At 66.7% G+C, this 17,289-nt stretch carries 15 protein-coding genes; all 15 read left to right on the top strand.

From position 1 onward, the window contains the following. The first annotated feature begins 48 nt into the window (after positions 1–48). Complete coding sequence (locus ACWRN3_RS17985; RefSeq protein WP_476741475.1) at positions 49–1,851, top strand: peptidoglycan D,D-transpeptidase FtsI family protein; 1,803 nt, start codon at positions 49–51, stop codon at positions 1,849–1,851. 96 nt (positions 1,852–1,947) lie between these two features. Then, positions 1,948–3,579 carry a UDP-N-acetylmuramoyl-L-alanyl-D-glutamate--2,6-diaminopimelate ligase gene (locus tag ACWRN3_RS17980; RefSeq protein WP_324644759.1) on the top strand — a complete coding sequence of 544 codons (1,632 nt, stop codon included), beginning with the start codon at positions 1,948–1,950 and terminating at the stop codon, positions 3,577–3,579. A 6-nt stretch (positions 3,580–3,585) separates the two neighbouring features. Continuing rightward, a complete protein-coding gene (locus ACWRN3_RS17975; protein ID WP_476741474.1) occupies positions 3,586–5,049 on the top strand; it encodes a UDP-N-acetylmuramoyl-tripeptide--D-alanyl-D-alanine ligase in 1,464 nt (487 codons plus the stop codon). Next, on the top strand, positions 5,046–6,155 hold the full coding sequence (mraY, locus tag ACWRN3_RS17970) for a phospho-N-acetylmuramoyl-pentapeptide-transferase (RefSeq protein WP_255175143.1): 1,110 nt from the start codon (positions 5,046–5,048) through the stop codon (positions 6,153–6,155). The genes ACWRN3_RS17975 and mraY overlap by 4 nt, the downstream gene beginning before the upstream one ends. Continuing rightward, positions 6,137–7,714 carry a UDP-N-acetylmuramoyl-L-alanine--D-glutamate ligase gene (murD, locus tag ACWRN3_RS17965; RefSeq protein ID WP_476741473.1) on the top strand — a complete coding sequence of 526 codons (1,578 nt, stop codon included), beginning with the start codon at positions 6,137–6,139 and terminating at the stop codon, positions 7,712–7,714. The genes mraY and murD overlap by 19 nt, the downstream gene beginning before the upstream one ends. Before the next feature lie 2 nt (positions 7,715–7,716). Further along, complete coding sequence (ftsW, locus tag ACWRN3_RS17960) at positions 7,717–9,051, top strand: putative lipid II flippase FtsW (protein ID WP_476741472.1); 1,335 nt, start codon at positions 7,717–7,719, stop codon at positions 9,049–9,051. A gap of 6 nt (positions 9,052–9,057) precedes the next feature. Continuing rightward, positions 9,058–10,158, top strand: coding sequence for an undecaprenyldiphospho-muramoylpentapeptide beta-N-acetylglucosaminyltransferase (gene murG, locus ACWRN3_RS17955; RefSeq protein ID WP_476741471.1), 1,101 nt, complete (start codon positions 9,058–9,060; stop codon positions 10,156–10,158). After that, complete coding sequence (gene murC / locus ACWRN3_RS17950) at positions 10,155–11,531, top strand: UDP-N-acetylmuramate--L-alanine ligase (RefSeq protein ID WP_476741470.1); 1,377 nt, start codon at positions 10,155–10,157, stop codon at positions 11,529–11,531. Before murG ends, murC begins: the two co-directional genes overlap by 4 nt. Further along, on the top strand, positions 11,524–12,450 hold the full coding sequence (locus ACWRN3_RS17945; protein ID WP_476741469.1) for a cell division protein FtsQ/DivIB: 927 nt from the start codon (positions 11,524–11,526) through the stop codon (positions 12,448–12,450). Before murC ends, ACWRN3_RS17945 begins: the two co-directional genes overlap by 8 nt. A gap of 185 nt (positions 12,451–12,635) precedes the next feature. Then, positions 12,636–13,889: a cell division protein FtsZ gene (gene ftsZ, locus ACWRN3_RS17940; RefSeq protein ID WP_476741468.1), complete on the top strand. Its 1,254-nt coding sequence runs from the start codon at positions 12,636–12,638 to the stop codon at positions 13,887–13,889. 8 nt (positions 13,890–13,897) lie between these two features. After that, a complete protein-coding gene (locus tag ACWRN3_RS17935) occupies positions 13,898–14,587 on the top strand; it encodes a purine nucleoside phosphorylase YfiH/LACC1 family protein (RefSeq protein ID WP_476741467.1) in 690 nt (229 codons plus the stop codon). Next, the gene (locus ACWRN3_RS17930; RefSeq protein WP_476741466.1) at positions 14,580–15,341 is read left to right on the top strand and encodes a YggS family pyridoxal phosphate-dependent enzyme; all 762 of its coding nucleotides are present in this window, start codon (positions 14,580–14,582) and stop codon (positions 15,339–15,341) included. The genes ACWRN3_RS17935 and ACWRN3_RS17930 overlap by 8 nt, the downstream gene beginning before the upstream one ends. 90 nt (positions 15,342–15,431) lie before the next feature. Next, positions 15,432–15,962: a cell division protein SepF gene (locus ACWRN3_RS17925; RefSeq protein ID WP_175318304.1), complete on the top strand. Its 531-nt coding sequence runs from the start codon at positions 15,432–15,434 to the stop codon at positions 15,960–15,962. 135 nt (positions 15,963–16,097) lie between these two features. Then, entirely contained in the window at positions 16,098–16,385 is a 288-nt protein-coding gene (locus ACWRN3_RS17920; RefSeq protein WP_043453045.1) for a YggT family protein, read from the top strand. A gap of 177 nt (positions 16,386–16,562) precedes the next feature. Then, entirely contained in the window at positions 16,563–17,249 is a 687-nt protein-coding gene (locus tag ACWRN3_RS17915; protein ID WP_255175152.1) for a DivIVA domain-containing protein, read from the top strand. The last annotated feature ends 40 nt before the right edge of the window (positions 17,250–17,289 follow it).

The raw sequence follows: 17,289 nt of genomic DNA, 5'->3' as shown, positions 1-17,289 counted from the left end.
GCCGGCAGGCAGGTAAGGCAGCAGCGTCGAGCAGCAAGGAAATACACGGTGGCGAAGACGACCGGCACGGCAGGAAAAAGCAAGGTACCCAACGCCACGAAGCGCTTGCGGCTGGGGCTGGGCATCATGCTCACACTCCTGCTGGTGGTGGGCGGGAAGCTGTTCCTGGTCCAGGGGCTGGACGTCGGCGGCATGGCGGAAGCGGCACTGAACAGCCGGATGACGTCGGCCATCCTGCCGGCGGAGCGGGGCAGCATTCTGGACTCGCGCGGCACTGTCCTGGCCAACAGTGTGATCCGCTACAACATCGTGGTTGACCAGCGCGTCAACACTAAAACCGACTCCTACAAGCGGCTGGAGCAAACCGACGGCCACGAAAAGCTGGTGGACGTCAGCCGCGACCAGGCAATCTCCGAACTCGCCTCGGCCCTGGGCATGGACACCAATGCCGTCAGGGACGCTGTCACCGGGCAGCAGCCGTATTACATCGTGGCCAAGGACGTGAAGCCCGATGTTGAGGACCGCATCTCCAAGCTCCAGGTTCCGGGCATCGTGGCCGAAGGCGTCAGCAAGCGCGTCTACCCGAACGGTGCGGTCGCAGGGGGAGTGGTGGGATTCCTCCAGGACGGGACCACCGGGCAGGCCGGCATTGAGCAGACACAGGACGACAAGCTGAAGGGAACGGACGGCAAGCGCCTGTTCGAGATCGGCGCGGACGGGCTCCGCATTCCCGTGGGCCTTGACGAGCTGACCCCGCCCCAGAACGGCAAGGACGTCAAACTCACCCTCAACTCTGACCTGCAGTACTTTGCCCAGCAGGCCATCCAGAGCCAGGCGGACAAACTGAGCGCCGAATGGGGCGTCATCATCGTCATGGACGCCAAGACCGGCAACCTGCTTGCCCTGGCCGACACCAACTCCCCGGATCCCAACAACCCCGGGCTGGTGGCAGCGAAGGACCGCGGCGTCCGCTCCGTGACCGCAGCGTATGAGCCCGGCTCGGTGGAGAAGATGATGACGGCCGCGGCTGTGATCGATGAAGGCCTTGCCAAGCCACTGGATACCTTCACCATTCCGCCCACCTACACCGTGGACGGCCAGACGTTCAGCGACGCGTTTACCCACGGCACCGAGGAACGGACGCTGGCGGGAATCATCGGCTACTCCATGAACACCGGAACCGTGATGGCCGGCCAGCGGCTGAGCAAGGAACAGCGTTACGACTGGTTGAAGAAGTTCGGCATTGGCGAGGCACCGGACATCGGACTTCCGGCAACGGCCTCCGGCATCCTCTCGCCCCCGGACCAGTGGGACGGGCGCCAGCAGTACACCGTCCTGTTCGGGCAGGGCGTTTCGCAGTCCACGCTCCAGACGGTCCGGGCATACCAAAGCATCGCGAACAACGGCGTCATGCTGCAGCCACGGCTGATCGACTCGTACATTTCGCCCGACGGGACTGAGGAAAAGGTCCCGGCGCAGCCGTCCCGGCAGGTCGTCTCGGACAGCACGGCCCAGCAGGTCCAGGACATCCTGGAAAGCGCCGTCACCGAGGGCGAAATCAAGGATGCGGGCATCGACGGCTACCGGGTGGGAGCCAAGACGGGTACGTCCGAATCGCCCTGCGACGACGGCAAGTCCGGCTACTGCGGCTACACCGCCTCCATCGTGGGAATGGCGCCGATGGATGATCCGCGGTTTATTGTGGAGGTGGTGCTCCAGCGGCCGAAGGGCAGCATCTACGGCATCACCAACGGACCGGTGTTCCGCTCCGTTATGAGCCAGACGCTGCGGACCTACAACGTCCAGCCTTCAACCGGCGAGCCGGCCAGGATGCCCCAGTACGCCAAATAGCGGCTGTTCCAGGCCGGAAGTACCAGCAGCATCCAGCGCATCACAGTGCCCGGGCCGAACCATGCCGGGCACGCACTAGCACCATCGGAGATTCCCTTGTCAGAGTTCACCACGCCCGGCAGCGATACTGCCCGGGATGAAAGCGCAGGCCGCTTCCGGCCTGAAGCCGTTGCGCCCGTCCCGCTGGCCGCCGTCGGGCAGGCCCTTGGCGTAGCGGTGCCCGCTCCTGCTGCTGACGTGGAAATCACAGGCATATCCCTCAACTCCCGCACCGTGGAGGCCGGCGACCTGTATGTGGCTTTGCCGGGCGCCAGCAGGCACGGCGCTGACTTTGCCAGCGACGCCATCGGCGCCGGGGCGGCGGCCGTTCTGACGGACGACGCCGGTGCACGCCTGCTTGCCCTGTCCGCGGACACGCCGGTGCCCGTGCTCGTCGTCGCGAAGCCGCGCAACGAGGTGGGACCCCTCTCTTCCATGATCTACCGCAGCCAGTCAGCGGACGGCCGCCCGCTGCAGCTTTTCGGTGTCACGGGTACCAACGGGAAGACCACCACCACCTACTTCATCACCTCACTGCTGCGTGCCCTGGGCCGGCAGACCGGGCTGATCGGGACCATCGAGATCCTGGCCGGCGGGAAGGCGATTCCCAGCCTCCTCACCACTCCGGAATCACCCGAGGTCCACGGCCTCATCGCCCTCATGCACGAACGAGGGCTCGACGCCGCGGCCATGGAAGTGTCCTCGCATGCCATCTCCTACCAGCGGGTGGACGGACTTGTCTTCGACGTGGCCGGGTTCACCAACCTGACCCAGGACCACTTGGACCTGCACAACACCATGGAGGAGTACTTCGCCACCAAGGCAGAGCTTTTCACTCCAGGGCGTGCCCGGCAGGCAGTAGTAACGGTCGACGACGAGTGGGGCCGGCGGCTGGCCGGCAGCGCCCAGGTGCCGGTCACCACGCTCAGCACCAGTGGCTCGGGCCCGGCGGACTGGACCGTTACCTCGGCCTCGCCGCGTGGCCTCGGGACCAGCTTCACCCTCACGGGTCCGGACGGCGCCGTCCTGGACGTCCACACCGGACTGCCCGGCAGCTTCAACGTCGCGAACGCTGCCCTGGCCGTGCTCATGGTGCTGGCGTCCGGCGTCGGACTCTCTGACCTGCAGGCGGCCCTGGACAATGCCGACCCGTTCACCGTCGCCGTGCCCGGGCGCATGCAGCTGATCTCCGACCGGCCTGCTGCCGTGGTGGACTTTGCGCACAACACCGACGCCCTGGCCAGGGCCTTGGAAGCTGTCAGGTCCCCGGAACCGGACTCGCGCCTGATCGTCGTTTTCGGCGCCACAGGGCAGCGGGACCAGGGCAAACGCCCCGCAATGGGTGCCATCGCGGCCCGGCTCGCAGACACCGTGATCATTACCGACGACGACCCGCACGACGAGGACGCGGCAGCGATCCGCGCCGATGTGCTGGCCGGGGCACGTGTTGCCCTGGAGACGGAGTCCCTGGGCGCCGACGTGCTGGAGGTCTTCCCGCGGGAGGAGGCCATCCGGCATGCCGTGGCCCTTGCACGCCCCCAGGACAGCATTCTCGTCGCGGGCCGCGGCCACGAGGTATGGCAGGAAGTGAAGGGCGTTAACCTCGCCCTGGACGACAGGGTTGAACTGCGCACCGCCTTGACAGCCAGGGGATTCAACGTTCTCCAAGACGACCGGATAGAGTCCTAGACCGAGATGATTGCATTTACTGCGGCGGAAATCGCCGAAATCACCAGCGGGCGCCTGGACGCCGATCCCGGAATTACGCCCCTCTCGGTGGTGACGGATTCACGCGAAGCCATCCAGGGTTCGCTTTACGTCGCGAAGCCGGGCGAGCACGCCGACGGCCACGACTTCATTGACGCAGCTTTCGCTGCCGGTGCGGTCCTGGCACTTGTCGAGCGCCCCGTACCCGGCCCCGACGGCACCGCCTACCCCTCCATCGTGGTTCACGACGCCGTCCTGGCGATGGGAGCCCTCGCCGCCGAAGCCGTCCGCCGCATCCGTGCCGCCCGTGCAGAAGCCGGCAGCCAGCTGACGGTGGTGGGCATCACCGGATCCGCCGGCAAGACCACCACCAAGGACCTGCTGGCCGGAATCCTGGCAACGCAGGGCAACACCGTGGCTCCCCAGGGCTCCTACAACGGCGAGGTGGGCGTCCCGCTCACGGTCTTCCGGGCGGGCACCGATACCCGCTACCTGGTCATTGAAATGGGAGCCACGGGCATTGGCCACATCCGCTACCTCGCGGAGATGGTCAAGCCGGACATCGGAGTTGTCCTGGCAGTGGGCACCGCACACGCCGGCGAGTTCGGGGGAGTCGGGAACATTGCGCTGGCCAAGGGCGAAATGGTTGAAGGCCTTACCGCCCAGGGAACGGCCATCATCAACCTCGACGACGAACGCGTCGCCGCCATGCGCAGCCGCACCCAGGCCACGGTCCTTGGTTTTTCCGCGGAAGGCCGCCAGGACGCCCAGGTGCAGGCCCTGAATGCCGATACCAACGCCGGGGGCAGCCCCGAATTCGATCTCCAACTTCCCGACGGCGCCGCTCCCCGCCACGTGAGCAGCAGGCTCATCGGAGCCCATCACATGGGAAACCTCCTGGCAGCCGCCGCGGCAGCCTGGGCTGCAGGCGTGCCCGGAGACCACATCGCGGAGTCACTGAGCATCCAGGCAGCCGCCAGCCGCTGGCGCATGGAGCGTACCGAGCGGCACGACGGCGTCACCATCATCAACGATGCCTACAACGCCAACCCCGAATCAATGCGGGCCGCCCTTCGCACCCTGGCCGACCTTGGCCGGGGACGTCGCACCTGGGCGGTGCTGGGGGCCATGCTGGAACTCGGCGAGGACTCCATTCGTGAGCACACTGCCGTCGGCACCCAGGTTGTCCGCCTCAACATCTCACGGCTGCTGGTCGTGGGCCGGGAAGCGAGGGCCCTCTACGTCTCCGCCGTGCAGGAGGGATCCTGGGGCGATGAATGCCTCTTCGCGGAGACGCTTGATGAGGCCTACGACATCCTGGACGCAGAACTCGAGCCGGGCGACCTGGTGCTGTTCAAGTCCTCCAACAGCGTAGGACTTCGCCATTTGGGCGATCGGATAGCATTACCCCCAGCCCCCACCCCTGCCGACGAAAGGAGCACTCTGCTGTGATTGCTCTATTGATCGGCGCAGGACTGGCCCTGCTCTTTGCCCTGGTGGGCACCCCGCTGTTCATCCGCCTGCTGGTGCACCGCGGCTACGGCCAGTTCATCCGTGACGACGGCCCCACATCCCACCACACCAAGCGCGGGACGCCCACCATGGGCGGCACCGTAGTGGTGGCCGCAGTACTGCTGAGTTACGGACTCACCCACCTCATCATGCTGATGATGAACCCGGACTCACCCGGCCCCTCGGCCTCAGCCCTCATCCTGCTGTTCCTCATGGTGGGCATGGGCCTGGTGGGATTCCTGGACGACTTCATCAAGATCTCCCGGCAGCGGAGCCTGGGCCTGAACGCCAAAGCCAAGCTCATCCTCCAGGCGGCCGTCGGCATCGTCTTCGCCATCCTGGCATTGAACTTCCCCAACAGCGCCGGGCTGACGCCTGCGTCAACAAAGATTTCCCTGGTCCGCGACCTGCCCTGGCTGGACCTCGCCTTTGGCGGCACCGTCCTCGGCGCGGTCCTGTTCGTCATCTGGTCCAACCTGATCGTCACCGCCGCCACCAACGGCGTGAACCTGACCGACGGACTGGACGGCCTTGCCGCCGGAGCCGCCATCATGGTCTTCGGCGCCTACACCCTCATGGGCATCTGGCAGAGCAACCAGGCCTGCGGTTCCCCCCGGCAAGCGGGCAGCGGCTGCTACTCCGTCCGGGATCCGCTGGACCTGGCACTCCTGGCGGCCATCCTCAGCGCCGCCCTGGTGGGCTTCCTTTGGTGGAACACCTCGCCGGCGAAGATCTTCATGGGCGACACCGGGTCGTTGGCCATTGGCGGAGCCGTGGCCGGATTCGCCATCCTGTCCCGCACTGAACTGCTGCTGGGCATCGTGGGCGGCCTCTTCGTGCTCATCACGCTGTCCGTCATCATCCAGGTAGGTTACTTCAAGGCAACCGGCGGCAAACGTGTGTTCAAAATGGCGCCGCTGCAGCACCACTTTGAATTGAAGGGCTGGGCCGAGGTGACCGTCGTTGTCCGGTTCTGGATCCTTGGCGGACTCTTCGTCGCCGTTGGACTGGGCATCTTCTACGCTGAATGGGTTGTACTGCTGTGACCGTTTCCCCCCGCCTGGCAAACCTTGTCTCCTGGGACTCCGACTGGGCCGGCCTGCGCATAGCCGTGACTGGCATCGGCGTCTCCGGGTTCGCAGCCGCGGACACCCTGATCGAGCTCGGTGCCCGCGTGGTGGTGGTGGATGCTGCCACCAGCGACACCGCGCGCGCACACGCCGATACCCTGAAAATCGTCGGCGCCGCCGATGTACTGCTGGGCCCCGACGCGGTGACCCACCTCCCGCGGATCGACGGCGAACTGCCGGATCTGATCGTGACCTCGCCGGGCTGGCGTCCGGACCAGGCACTGCTGGCCGCAGCGGCAAGGGCACACATCCCGGTGTGGGGCGACGTCGAACTCGCCTGGCGCGTGCGGATCAGGGAAGGCCGTAAGACTGCCGACTGGCTGGCGATCACCGGGACCAACGGGAAGACCACGACGGTGGGACTCACGGAATCGATGCTGCGGGCCGCAGGACTCAAAGCCATTGCTGTGGGCAACGTGGGCACCCCTATCCTTGATGCCCTTCGGGATCCCGTGGAGTACGACGTCTTTGCGGTGGAACTTTCCAGCTTCCAGCTGCACTGGGCGGAATCGGTGTCGCCTGTTGCCAGCCTTTGCCTCAACGTGGCCGAAGACCATGTCGACTGGCACGGCTCCTATGATTCCTACCTGGCCGACAAGGCGAAGGTCTACGAGCGCACCCAAAAAGCCTGCATCTACAACGCCGAGCAGGTGGAAACCGAACGCATGGTGGAAAACGCCGACGTGGTGGAGGGCTGCCGCGCCGTTGGCTTCACCACACTGACGCCGGCCGTCAGCATGCTCGGAGTGGTGGAGGGGCTGCTGGTGGACCGGGCGTTCATCGAAGAACGCAGGAACAGCGCAGCCGAACTCGCCTCCATGGCCGACCTTGGACCGCTGGCCCCACGCCACATGGTGGCCAACGCCCTTGCCGCCGCCGGCCTGGTGCGCGCCTACGGCGTGGAGCCCAAGGCTGTGCGCCAGGGCATCCTGGACTACGTGCCCGGCGACCACCGGATCCAGCCTGTGGCCCGCATGAACGGGGTCCTATGGGTCAACGACTCCAAAGCCACCAATCCCCACGCCGCGGCGGCATCCCTGTCGGCCTTCAGCAACGTGGTCTGGATTGCCGGCGGGCTCTCAAAAGGCGTGAGCTATGACGACCTGGTGCGGGACCACGCAGCGCGGCTCAAGGCCGTGGTCCTGATCGGAACAGACACGTCCCACCTCCGGGAAGCCCTCCAGCGACACGCGCCCGATGTCCCGGTGATCGAACCGGGGGCAGGTGACACTGAAGGAGTGGAGACTGCTTCGGCGCCCGGCGGCACCACTGCCGGTACCCCCGGCAATGGAGAACAGGTGATGTCCTGGGCCGTTGCGTCTGCGGCCCGGCTCGCCAAATCCGGCGATACCGTGCTCATGGCTCCGGCAGCTGCTTCCATGGATCAGTTCTCTTCCTACGCTCACCGTGGTGGTACTTTCATCGACGCTGTCCGCGAGCTGGTGGAAGGGCAGGCCCAGACCGGCGAGGAGTAACAATGGTCAGCACGCCCACCCGGCAGCAGGGTGTTAAGCCGACGGGTGGCAAACCCCGTCCCGGCTCAACCGCCATCCGGCGGCCCGCCGCAGCCGGGGCAAAGCTGCGCACCGTGTACCGCCGGTTCTGGTCCGCGCTGGAGGGCACGGGCAAGTCCCGGAACGGCTCCACCTACTACCTCATCCTTGGTGCCACCCTGGCCCTGACCGCCATCGGCATCATGATGGTCCTCTCGGCCTCAAGCGTTGAATCAATCGCCGCCGGCAAGTCCCCTTACGGCGACGCGCTCAAGCAGGGAGTCTTCGCCGCGATCGGCATCTTCACCATGTTCGTGCTCTCACGCATCAACGTTGTCTGGCTGAAGCGCCTCGCATGGCCCGCCGTGGGGGTGGCCGTCCTGCTCCTGGGCCTGGTCCAGGTGGTGGGCAGCGAGATCAACGGCAACCGGAACTGGATCGACCTTGGCGGCATCACGTTCCAGCCTTCCGAGGCAGCCAAACTGGCCCTTGCCCTCTGGCTGGCCACCGTGCTGGCCCGGAAGGGCAAGCTGCTGGGCAAGTGGCAGCACGTGCTGGTACCCGCCATACCCATGGCAGCCATCGTCATCGTCCTGATCCTGGTGGGCAACGACCTGGGGACCGCCATGATCATCATGATGATCATGGCGGCGGCCCTGTTCTTCGCGGGCGTTCCGCTCTACCTGTTCGGCATCGCGGGCATCATCGCCGCCGCCGGCACCGCAGTCATGGCCGTCACCAGTTCAAACCGCATGTGCCGCATCACCTCCTGGTGGACCGGCCAGTCCTGCGCGGACGGGATTGACGCCAACTACCAGGCCACCAACGGCATGTATGGCCTGGCATCCGGAGGCTGGCTGGGCGTGGGCCTGGGGCAGAGCCGGCAAAAGTACAGCTGGATTCCCGAAGCCCACAACGACTTCATCTTCGCCATCATCGGGGAGGAACTCGGCCTGGTGGGCACCGTCGTCGTCCTGGTCCTCTTCGCCATCCTCGGCGCGGCCATTTACCGCGTAGTGGTGGCACAGGAGGACATGTTCCACCGGGTCCTCGCCGGCACCATCATGGTCTGGCTGCTGGGCCAGGCCACCGTGAACATGTCCGTGGTCACCGGCCTCATGCCCGTCATCGGTGTTCCGCTGCCGTTCATCTCCTACGGCGGTTCGGCCCTGCTGATGTCGCTGTGTGCGGTGGGGGTGGTCCTCTCCCTGGCCCGGGAGCAGATGGCTCCTGCCATTCGCCCCAAGCGGATGCTGAAGTTCAAGCTCCGGCCGGGGCGGGACAAGAACCAACCAAAGAATTCCAGAAAGCGTGCCTAACCCCAGATGACTCCGACACAACCTTCCATCGTCCTGGCCGGTGGCGGAACAGCCGGCCATATCAGCCCGTTGCTCGCCATCGCGGCGGCCCTGCGCAGCGCAGCCCCCGATGCTTCAATCCTGGCGGTCGGAACGCCGTCGGGAATGGAAACCCGGCTGGTTCCCGCCGCCGGCGTCCAGCTGGCGACGATCGACCGGGTGCCGTTTCCCCGCAGGCCATCCGCGGACCTGCTTCGCCTGCCGGCCCGGCTCGCCGGTGCCGTCCGGCAGGCCGGCGCCATCCTGGACCGGGCGCAGGCCGACGTGCTGGTGGGCGTAGGCGGATACGTCTGCACGCCCATGTACCTGGCGGCGCGGAAGCGCGGCATACCCCTGGTGATCCATGAGGCGAACGCCCGGCCGGGACTGGCCAACCGGGTGGGGGCCTTCCTCAAAGGCCGGGTTGCCGTGGCTTTCGAGGGCACCCCGCTGCGCAATGCGGTGCACGTCGGCATGCCCATGCGCAAGGAGATTTCCGGCCTGGACCGGAAGACTGCCCGCACCGCCGCCCGCGAGGCCCTTGGACTGGATCCCCACCGGCCCACCCTGATCGTCACCGGCGGGTCCTCCGGCGCACAGAGCATCAACCGGACCATCGCAGCCTCCGTGGCCCTTCTTGCGGAGGCCGGTATCCAGACCCTCCACGTCACCGGCCGCGGAAAAACCGTCCTGGACCAGACCGGACAGCCCCTTGCCGCTGAGGGTTACCGGCAGGTGGAGTACGTCGACGGCATGGAACGTGCCTACGCCGCCGCCGACCTCCTGCTGGCCCGGTCCGGGGCTGCCACGGTCTGTGAAGTCGCTGCCGTCGGAGTTCCGGCGGTCCTGGTGCCCCTGCCCATCGGCAACGGGGAGCAGGCACTGAACGCAGCGGGGCTGGTTGCCGCAGGTGGCGCAGTACTGGTGGCCGACCGCGACTTCACCCCGGAATGGGTTGCGCGCGAACTGGTTCCGCTGATCACCGATAAAGCACGGCTTGCCGCCATGGAAGCGAAGTCCTACCGGCTCGGCATCCGAAACGCCGACCAGCGCATGGCTGGTCTTGTCCTGGAAGCGGTATCTGCATGAACGCCCACAACACCCCCAGCCTGGAATCCCTTGGCAAGGTGCACTTCATCGGCATTGGGGGAGTAGGAATGTCCGCCGTGGCCCGCATCATGGTGGCGCGCGGCGTCCCGGTCAGCGGCTCCGACGCCAAGGACCTGCCCGTGATGGCGGACCTCGCCGCGGCCGGTGCGCGCATCGCCGTCGGTTACGCCGCCGGCAACCTGGCGGACGCGCAGACCGTGGTGGCCGGCTCGGCAATCCGTGAAGACAATCCCGAACTGGCGGCAGCCCGCAAGGCGGGCCTGCCCGTCCTGCACCGGTCCCAGGCGCTGGCAGCCACCATGGGTGGTGACACCGTGGTCACGGTGGCCGGAACGCACGGCAAGTCGACCACCACGTCCATGGTCACCGTGCTGCTGCAGGCAGCGGGCCTGGACCCGTCGTTTGCGGTCGGCGCCAACATCCCCGCGCTTGGCGTCAACGCCGCGCACGGCACGTCCGGCATTTTCGTGGCCGAGGCCGACGAATCTGACGGGTCCTTCCTGAACTACCGGCCACGCATCGCCGTCGTCACCAACGTGGAGCCCGACCACCTTGACTACTACGGCACGGCCGAAGCCGTGTACGAGTCCTTCGACCGCTTCACGGCGCTGCTGCCGGCGGACGGCCTCCTGGTGGCTTGCGCGGACGACGCCGGGGCACTGGCCCTGGCGGAGCGCACCAGGGCCAGGCGCAACACCCGGGTGGTCCTGTACGGCACCAGCGAGGTTGCGGACGTCCGGCTGCACGACGACGGCCCGGGCCACGTCGCGGTGTCAGCACACGGCGCCCGGTACGGGCTGTCACTGCAGGTCCCCGGACGCCACAACGCATTGAACGCGGCCGCCGCCTTCGCCGTCGCCCTTGAACTCGGAGTGGACCCGGCGGCTGCCGCCGCCGGCCTGGCCCACTTCGCCGGCGCCTCGCGACGTTTCGAACTGAAAGGGTCGGTACGGGGCGTCCGGGTCTTTGATGACTACGCCCACCACCCCACGGAGGTACGTGCCGCCCTCACCGCCGCGCGTTCGGTGGCAGGCGGCCACAAGGTCCACGTCCTGTTCCAGCCGCACCTGTTTTCCCGCACCCGGGAGTTTGCGGCGCAGTTCGCAGACGCCCTCAACCTTGCCGATACCGCCCTGGTCCTGGACATTTATCCCGCCAGGGAGGATCCCATTCCGGGCGTCACCAGCCAGCTCATTGCCGACCACCTCACAGCGGGCGGAAGGCTGGCAGGCGGGGCGGACGCCGTCGAAACCCTGGCAAAGGCCGCCGCGGACGGGGACGTCGTCCTCACCGTCGGCGCCGGTGATGTCACGGCCTACGGCCCGCGGATTGTGGAGGCGCTGCGTGCCTAGCTCCCGCCGTCCCACCTACGCCCCGCCCCGGCGGAATGGCCGCCCCGGCGCAGCGCCCGCGGACAGCGCGGAGAAAGAACCCCGATCATCCGGGACGCCGGGCGCCTCCACGGGTGGCGATGTAATCACGGCATCCCGCAGCATCCCGGACCAGGCGCCGGCGCTCAAGGCGGCGAAGGCGGAGAAACCTTCCGGGGCAACGGTGCTGGCGTTCCCCGAGCCCAAAGGCCGGCGCCGCAGGAAGAAAGTCCTGGCAGCTGCCGGAACAGTGCTTGCGCTGGTGGTGGGGCTGCTGGCAGCCGCCAACTATTCGCCGGTCCTGGCCCTGCAGACCATCTCGGTTACGGGCACCCACTTCGTCACGCCCGCCCAGGTGCAGACGGTGCTGGAGCCACTCCGCGGCAAGCCGCTGCCCCAGATCAGCGACGACGACGTACGCGGGCTCCTCGGCTCCCTGGTCCAGGTCAAATCCGTGTCCGTCGAGGCACGGCCGCCGTCCACCCTCGCCGTTGCCGTGCATGAGCGGGTGCCTGTGGCGCTCGTCAAGCAGGGGGAGCAGTACCAGCTGGTGGACGTCGACGGCGTGCAGCTGGCCACCACCGACGATCCGGCGACGGCATCACTGCCGGTCATCGACGGCGGTGCCGGTGCGATCGGGCAGGACCTGTTCCGCGCCACTGCCGCAGTGCTGGGTGCCCTGCCGGCCGACGTCCTGGCGAAGCTCTCCAACGCGTCCGCACAGTCCGTGGATGCCGTGGAACTCAAGCTCGTCGACGGCCAGACCATCGTGTGGGGCAACGCCTCGGAGAAGGAACTCAAGGCCAAGGTCCTGGCCGCCCTCCTCAAGGCTCCGGCCGACCCCAAGAACCCGGTCAGGGTCTACGATGTCAGTGTGCCCCGGCACCCCGTGACGCGCTGAGCGCTTTCTTTCCCCGGTATTAATCCGACACGCGGACCCGGTTATTGAATGTCGGAACCAGAGGAAATACCGTCACAGACAAGAGTTACTTGACATAACTCTAACCTTCAACCGGAGGGTTAGGGTTGAGGGTTTCAAGCTCACCATCAGTTTTCGCAATAAGACACGAACAAGGGACACGTAACGTGGCAGCTCCGCAGAATTACTTGGCCGTCATCAAAGTCGTCGGCATCGGCGGCGGTGGCGTGAACGCAGTCAACCGCATGATCGAGGTCGGCCTCAGGGGTGTTGAATTCATCGCCATCAACACCGACGCCCAGGCCCTGCTCATGAGCGACGCCGACGTGAAGCTCGACGTCGGACGCGAGCTGACCCGTGGCCTCGGTGCAGGCGCCAACCCCGAGGTAGGCAAGCAGGCCGCCGAGGACCACGCGGACGAGATCGAGGAAGTCCTCCGTGGCGCCGACATGGTCTTCGTCACCGCCGGTGAGGGCGGCGGCACAGGCACCGGCGGCGCACCCGTCGTCGCCCGGATCGCACGTTCGCTCGGCGCCCTGACCATTGGCGTGGTCACCCGTCCCTTCACCTTCGAAGGCCGCCGCCGCGCCGGTTCGGCCGAGGCAGGCATCGACGCCCTGCGCGACGAGGTGGATACCCTCATCGTGATCCCCAACGACCGCCTGCTGTCCATCAGCGACCGCAACGTGTCCGTCCTTGACGCGTTCCGCTCCGCCGACCAGGTCCTGCTGTCCGGTGTTCAGGGCATCACCGACCTCATCACCACCCCCGGCCTGATCAACCTCGACTTCGCGGACGTCAAGTCAGTTATGCAGGGTGCCGGCTCGGCCCTCATGGGCATTGGCTCGGCCCGCGGTGAAGACCGCGCCGTCAAGGCGGCCGAACTGGCCATCGCCTCGCCGCTGCTGGAAGCATCAATCGACGGTGCCCACGGCGTGCTGCTGTCCATCCAGGGTGGCTCCGACCTGGGCCTGTTTGAAATCAACGAGGCCGCCCGCCTGGTCCAGGAAGTGGCCCACCCCGAGGCGAACATCATTTTCGGTGCCGTCATCGACGACGCCCTTGGTGATGAAGCACGCGTCACCGTGATTGCCGCAGGCTTTGACGACGTCAAGGCCACCTCGCCCTCCATGGACCAGTCCCAGCCGCAGGCCGCGCCCCAGCGGCCGGCCGCCCCTGCTGCTGCTCCGGCTTCGGCGCACCCGCAAAGCGGAAGCCACCAGGGGAACGGGAATCACCAGCAGAACGTCCAGCCGATCCACGCAGGCGTCGGCGCTGCGGGACTCAGCAACTGGGGTCAGCAGCGCCCGCAGGCCGTTCCGGCGGACTCCGGCTTCGACGTCGACCTGCCGTCCGTGGTGGAGCCGGACATGTCCGGCACCCACCCGGATGACCTGGATGTTCCCGACTTCCTGAAGTAGGCAGCGGCTTGTTCCATTGGCGCGCCGACATCCTCCCCGGGGTGTCGGCCGCATTCACCGATGCGGGGGCGGGAAACCTCGCCCTGCACGTGGGGGACGATCCCGCCGCGGTCCAGGAGCGCCGGTCGCGCCTGGAAGAGTCCATCGCCGCGGCGCCCGGCTCGCTGCGCTTTATGAACCAGGTCCATGGCAACACCGTGGCGATCATGGAGGCCGGGTCACCTGCCCCTGAGGCCGATGCCATGGTGTCCCGTGGCCTGCCCCTGGCGGTCATGGTGGCGGACTGCATTCCGGTGCTGCTGGCGGGGGAGTCCGCACACGGGCCCGTCTTTGCTGCCGTGCATGCCGGGCGCCCCGGCATCGCGAACGGTGTCCTTCCGGCCGCCGTGGACGGCATGAAGTCGCTTGGCGCGTCCGGGATCCGTGCCTGGCTGGGCCCATCGATCTGCGGGGCCTGCTACGAGGTCCCCGCAGCCCTGCGCGACGAGGTGTCGGCCCTGGTTCCGGAAACGCGGAGCACCACCACCTGGGGAACGCCGGCGCTGGACCTGCCCGCCGGCGCACGCGCCCAGCTTGCGGCTTCCGGCGTCGGGGTGGAGTACGCCGGCGCCTGCACTCTGGAGACGGAAACGCTCTATTCGTACCGCCGGGACCGGAACACGGGCCGCTTCGCCGGCCTGGTCTGGTGCCATGGCTGAGCGGGCGGCCAACGAGCAGGGGAATGATCCCCGCAGCGCGGAACTCGCCGAAAGGCTCGCCGTGGTGCGGAAGCGGATCGCCGCTGCGGCCGGCGCCGCCGGCCGCAGTGACCGTCCGCCCTCGCTGATCGTGGTCACCAAGTTCCACCCGGCAGAGGACATCCGGCGCCTGGCCGCCCTCGGGATCACCGACGTCGGCGAGAACCGGGACCAGGAGGCTGCCGCCAAGGCGCTGGAACTCGCCGATCTGGACCTGACCTGGCACTTCGTTGGCCAGCTGCAGACAAAGAAGGCCAAATCCGTGGCGCGCTACGCGGCCGCCGTTTACTCGGTGGACCGGCCGCAGCTTGTGGATGCGCTGGCAAAGGCTGTGCGGAACGAGATTGACTCCAACGGCCGGTCCCCGCTGGACTGCTTCATCCAGGTCAGCCTTGAGGAAAGAGAACACGACGGCGACGGCGGCACGCACCGCGGCGGGGCAGCCCCCGCCGACGTGCCCCTCCTGGCAGAGCGGATCGCCGCGGCTGACAGCCTGAGCCTGGCCGGTGTCATGGCAGTTGCGCCGCTGGGAGCACCGCCTGAACCGGCGTTCGAAAAGCTCGCCGGGGTTTCCGCCCGGCTGGTGGCAGCGTACCCCGCTGCCTCCGGCATCTCTGCAGGCATGAGCCAGGACCTGGAGGCCGCCATCAGGTTCGGGGCGACACACCTGCGAATCGGTTCCGATATTCTCGGTTCCCGTCCTGCCGTGGGGTAGCGTCGGACCTATTGGAAGTGATGGGCGGGGGACTCCAGTGCTGTCAAATCATTGGGCGGCCCGCTTACGGGACACGATTAGGAGTCGACCATGGCCGGCGCTCTGCGCAAGACAATGATCTATCTTGGGCTCGCCGACGGCGATGAGCATTACGAGTCCGAGCAACAGACCACACATAAGGATGAGGACGAACCGATGGAAGTTGACCGCGAGGAACGCCGTGCTCCGGCGCCGGTCCGCGAAGTCAGCCGCGAGGCGTCCTACGCCCCTGAAGAGGAATACCGCGCCCCTGTGACCCCCATTAAGCGTGCGGCCTCGAGCCGCGAAGAGAACACCGGTCTGCGCCAGATCACCACCATCCACCCCCGCTCCTACAACGATGCCAAGCTCATCGGCGAGAGCTTCCGGGACGGCATCCCGGTGATCATGAACGTCACGGACATGGGCGAGGCCGACGCCAAGCGCCTGGTGGACTTCTCGGCAGGGCTCGTCTTTGGCCTGCGGGGAAGCATTGAACGGGTCACCAACAAGGTGTTCCTGCTCTCACCGTCCTACGTCGAAGTGATCGGTGACGACAAGAAGGCCAGCGACACGCAGGCCAGCTTCTTCAACCAGAGCTAAGCCCCATCGGCTGCGCGGAGATGCCAGGCAGGGACACCTGCCTGGCATCTGTGCTGAAATAGACAAGACAACAGCAGTACGGCAGCGGCCGCCACAATGGACGGGCCGCACGAATATGGAGATATGAAATAAGTCATGGGAATTGTTTTCGGACTTCTCTATCTCGCCCTGCTGCTGTTCTTTGTGGCCCTCATCATCCGCCTGGTCTTCGACTGGGTACAGATGTTTGCGCGGGAATGGCGGCCGCGGGGTGCGGCCCTGGTGGTGGCACACGCCGTCTACTCCATCACGGACCCCCCACTGAAGGGGCTGCGGCGGCTGATTCCGCCACTCCGCCTCGGCGGCGTCTCCCTGGACCTGGGCTTCCTGATCCTGTTCATCGGTGTCAGTATCGCGATGAGCGTCACCAGGGGACTGGCCTGATTTTTCCCCGCCGGACCCCGCAATGCAGTGTGTTCCTTCCCGGAACGGCTACTGTAAAGCGAAGAAACCTCCCGTTTGACACCGCAGTGTTGAATTAGAGTAAGCAGACCAAATTTAGGTACCTTAGTTTTGACGGCCGGAAGGCCTACTGACTAACCAGACCAGTGAGGTGACCAGATGGCTTTGACGCCAGAAGACGTTGTCAACAAGCGCTTTCAGCCCACCAAGTTCCGCGAGGGCTATGACCAGGACGAGGTTGACGACTTCCTGGACGAAATCGTCGTTGAACTCCGCCGCCTGAACCAGGAAAACGACGAGCTCCGCAAGAAGCTCGCCGAAGCAGGTTCCAGCGTTCCGGCAAGCTCCGCTGCCGCCCCCGTGGTGGAAAAGGTCCCCGCGCCGGTCAAGGCCGACAAGGACGAAGCCCGCGAGAAGGCAGAAGCCGACGCGAAGGCTGCCGAAGCCAGCAAGAAGAAGGACGTCCAGCCGGCCGCTCCGGCCGCCGCCGCGCCCGTTGCACAGGCTCCCGCCGCTACTGCTTCCGCCGAGTCCGCTGCTGGCCTGCTGGCCATGGCACAGCAGATGCACGACCGCCACGTCGCCGACGGCCAGGCCCAGAAGGACAAGATCATCGCCGAGGCGCAGATCGAAGCCAGCAGCCTCGTCAACGATGCCCAGGAAAAGTCCCGCAAGATCCTCGGCGCCCTGGAGCAGCAGCGCTCCGTCCTGGAACGCAAGGTAGAGCAGCTCCGCGGCTTCGAACGCGACTACCGCTCACGCCTGAAGGCCTACATCGAGGGCCAGCTCCGCGACCTGGATGCCCGCGGCTCCGTCGCGACGCCGGAAGTCAGCGAAGCCAACTAAGTCTGGCAGCACGTATTCTGAAAGCCGGTGGCTGAGGATT

Source organism: Pseudarthrobacter sp. rb, assembly GCF_056389225.1.
This window is presented reverse-complemented; position numbering and strand designations above follow the sequence as displayed.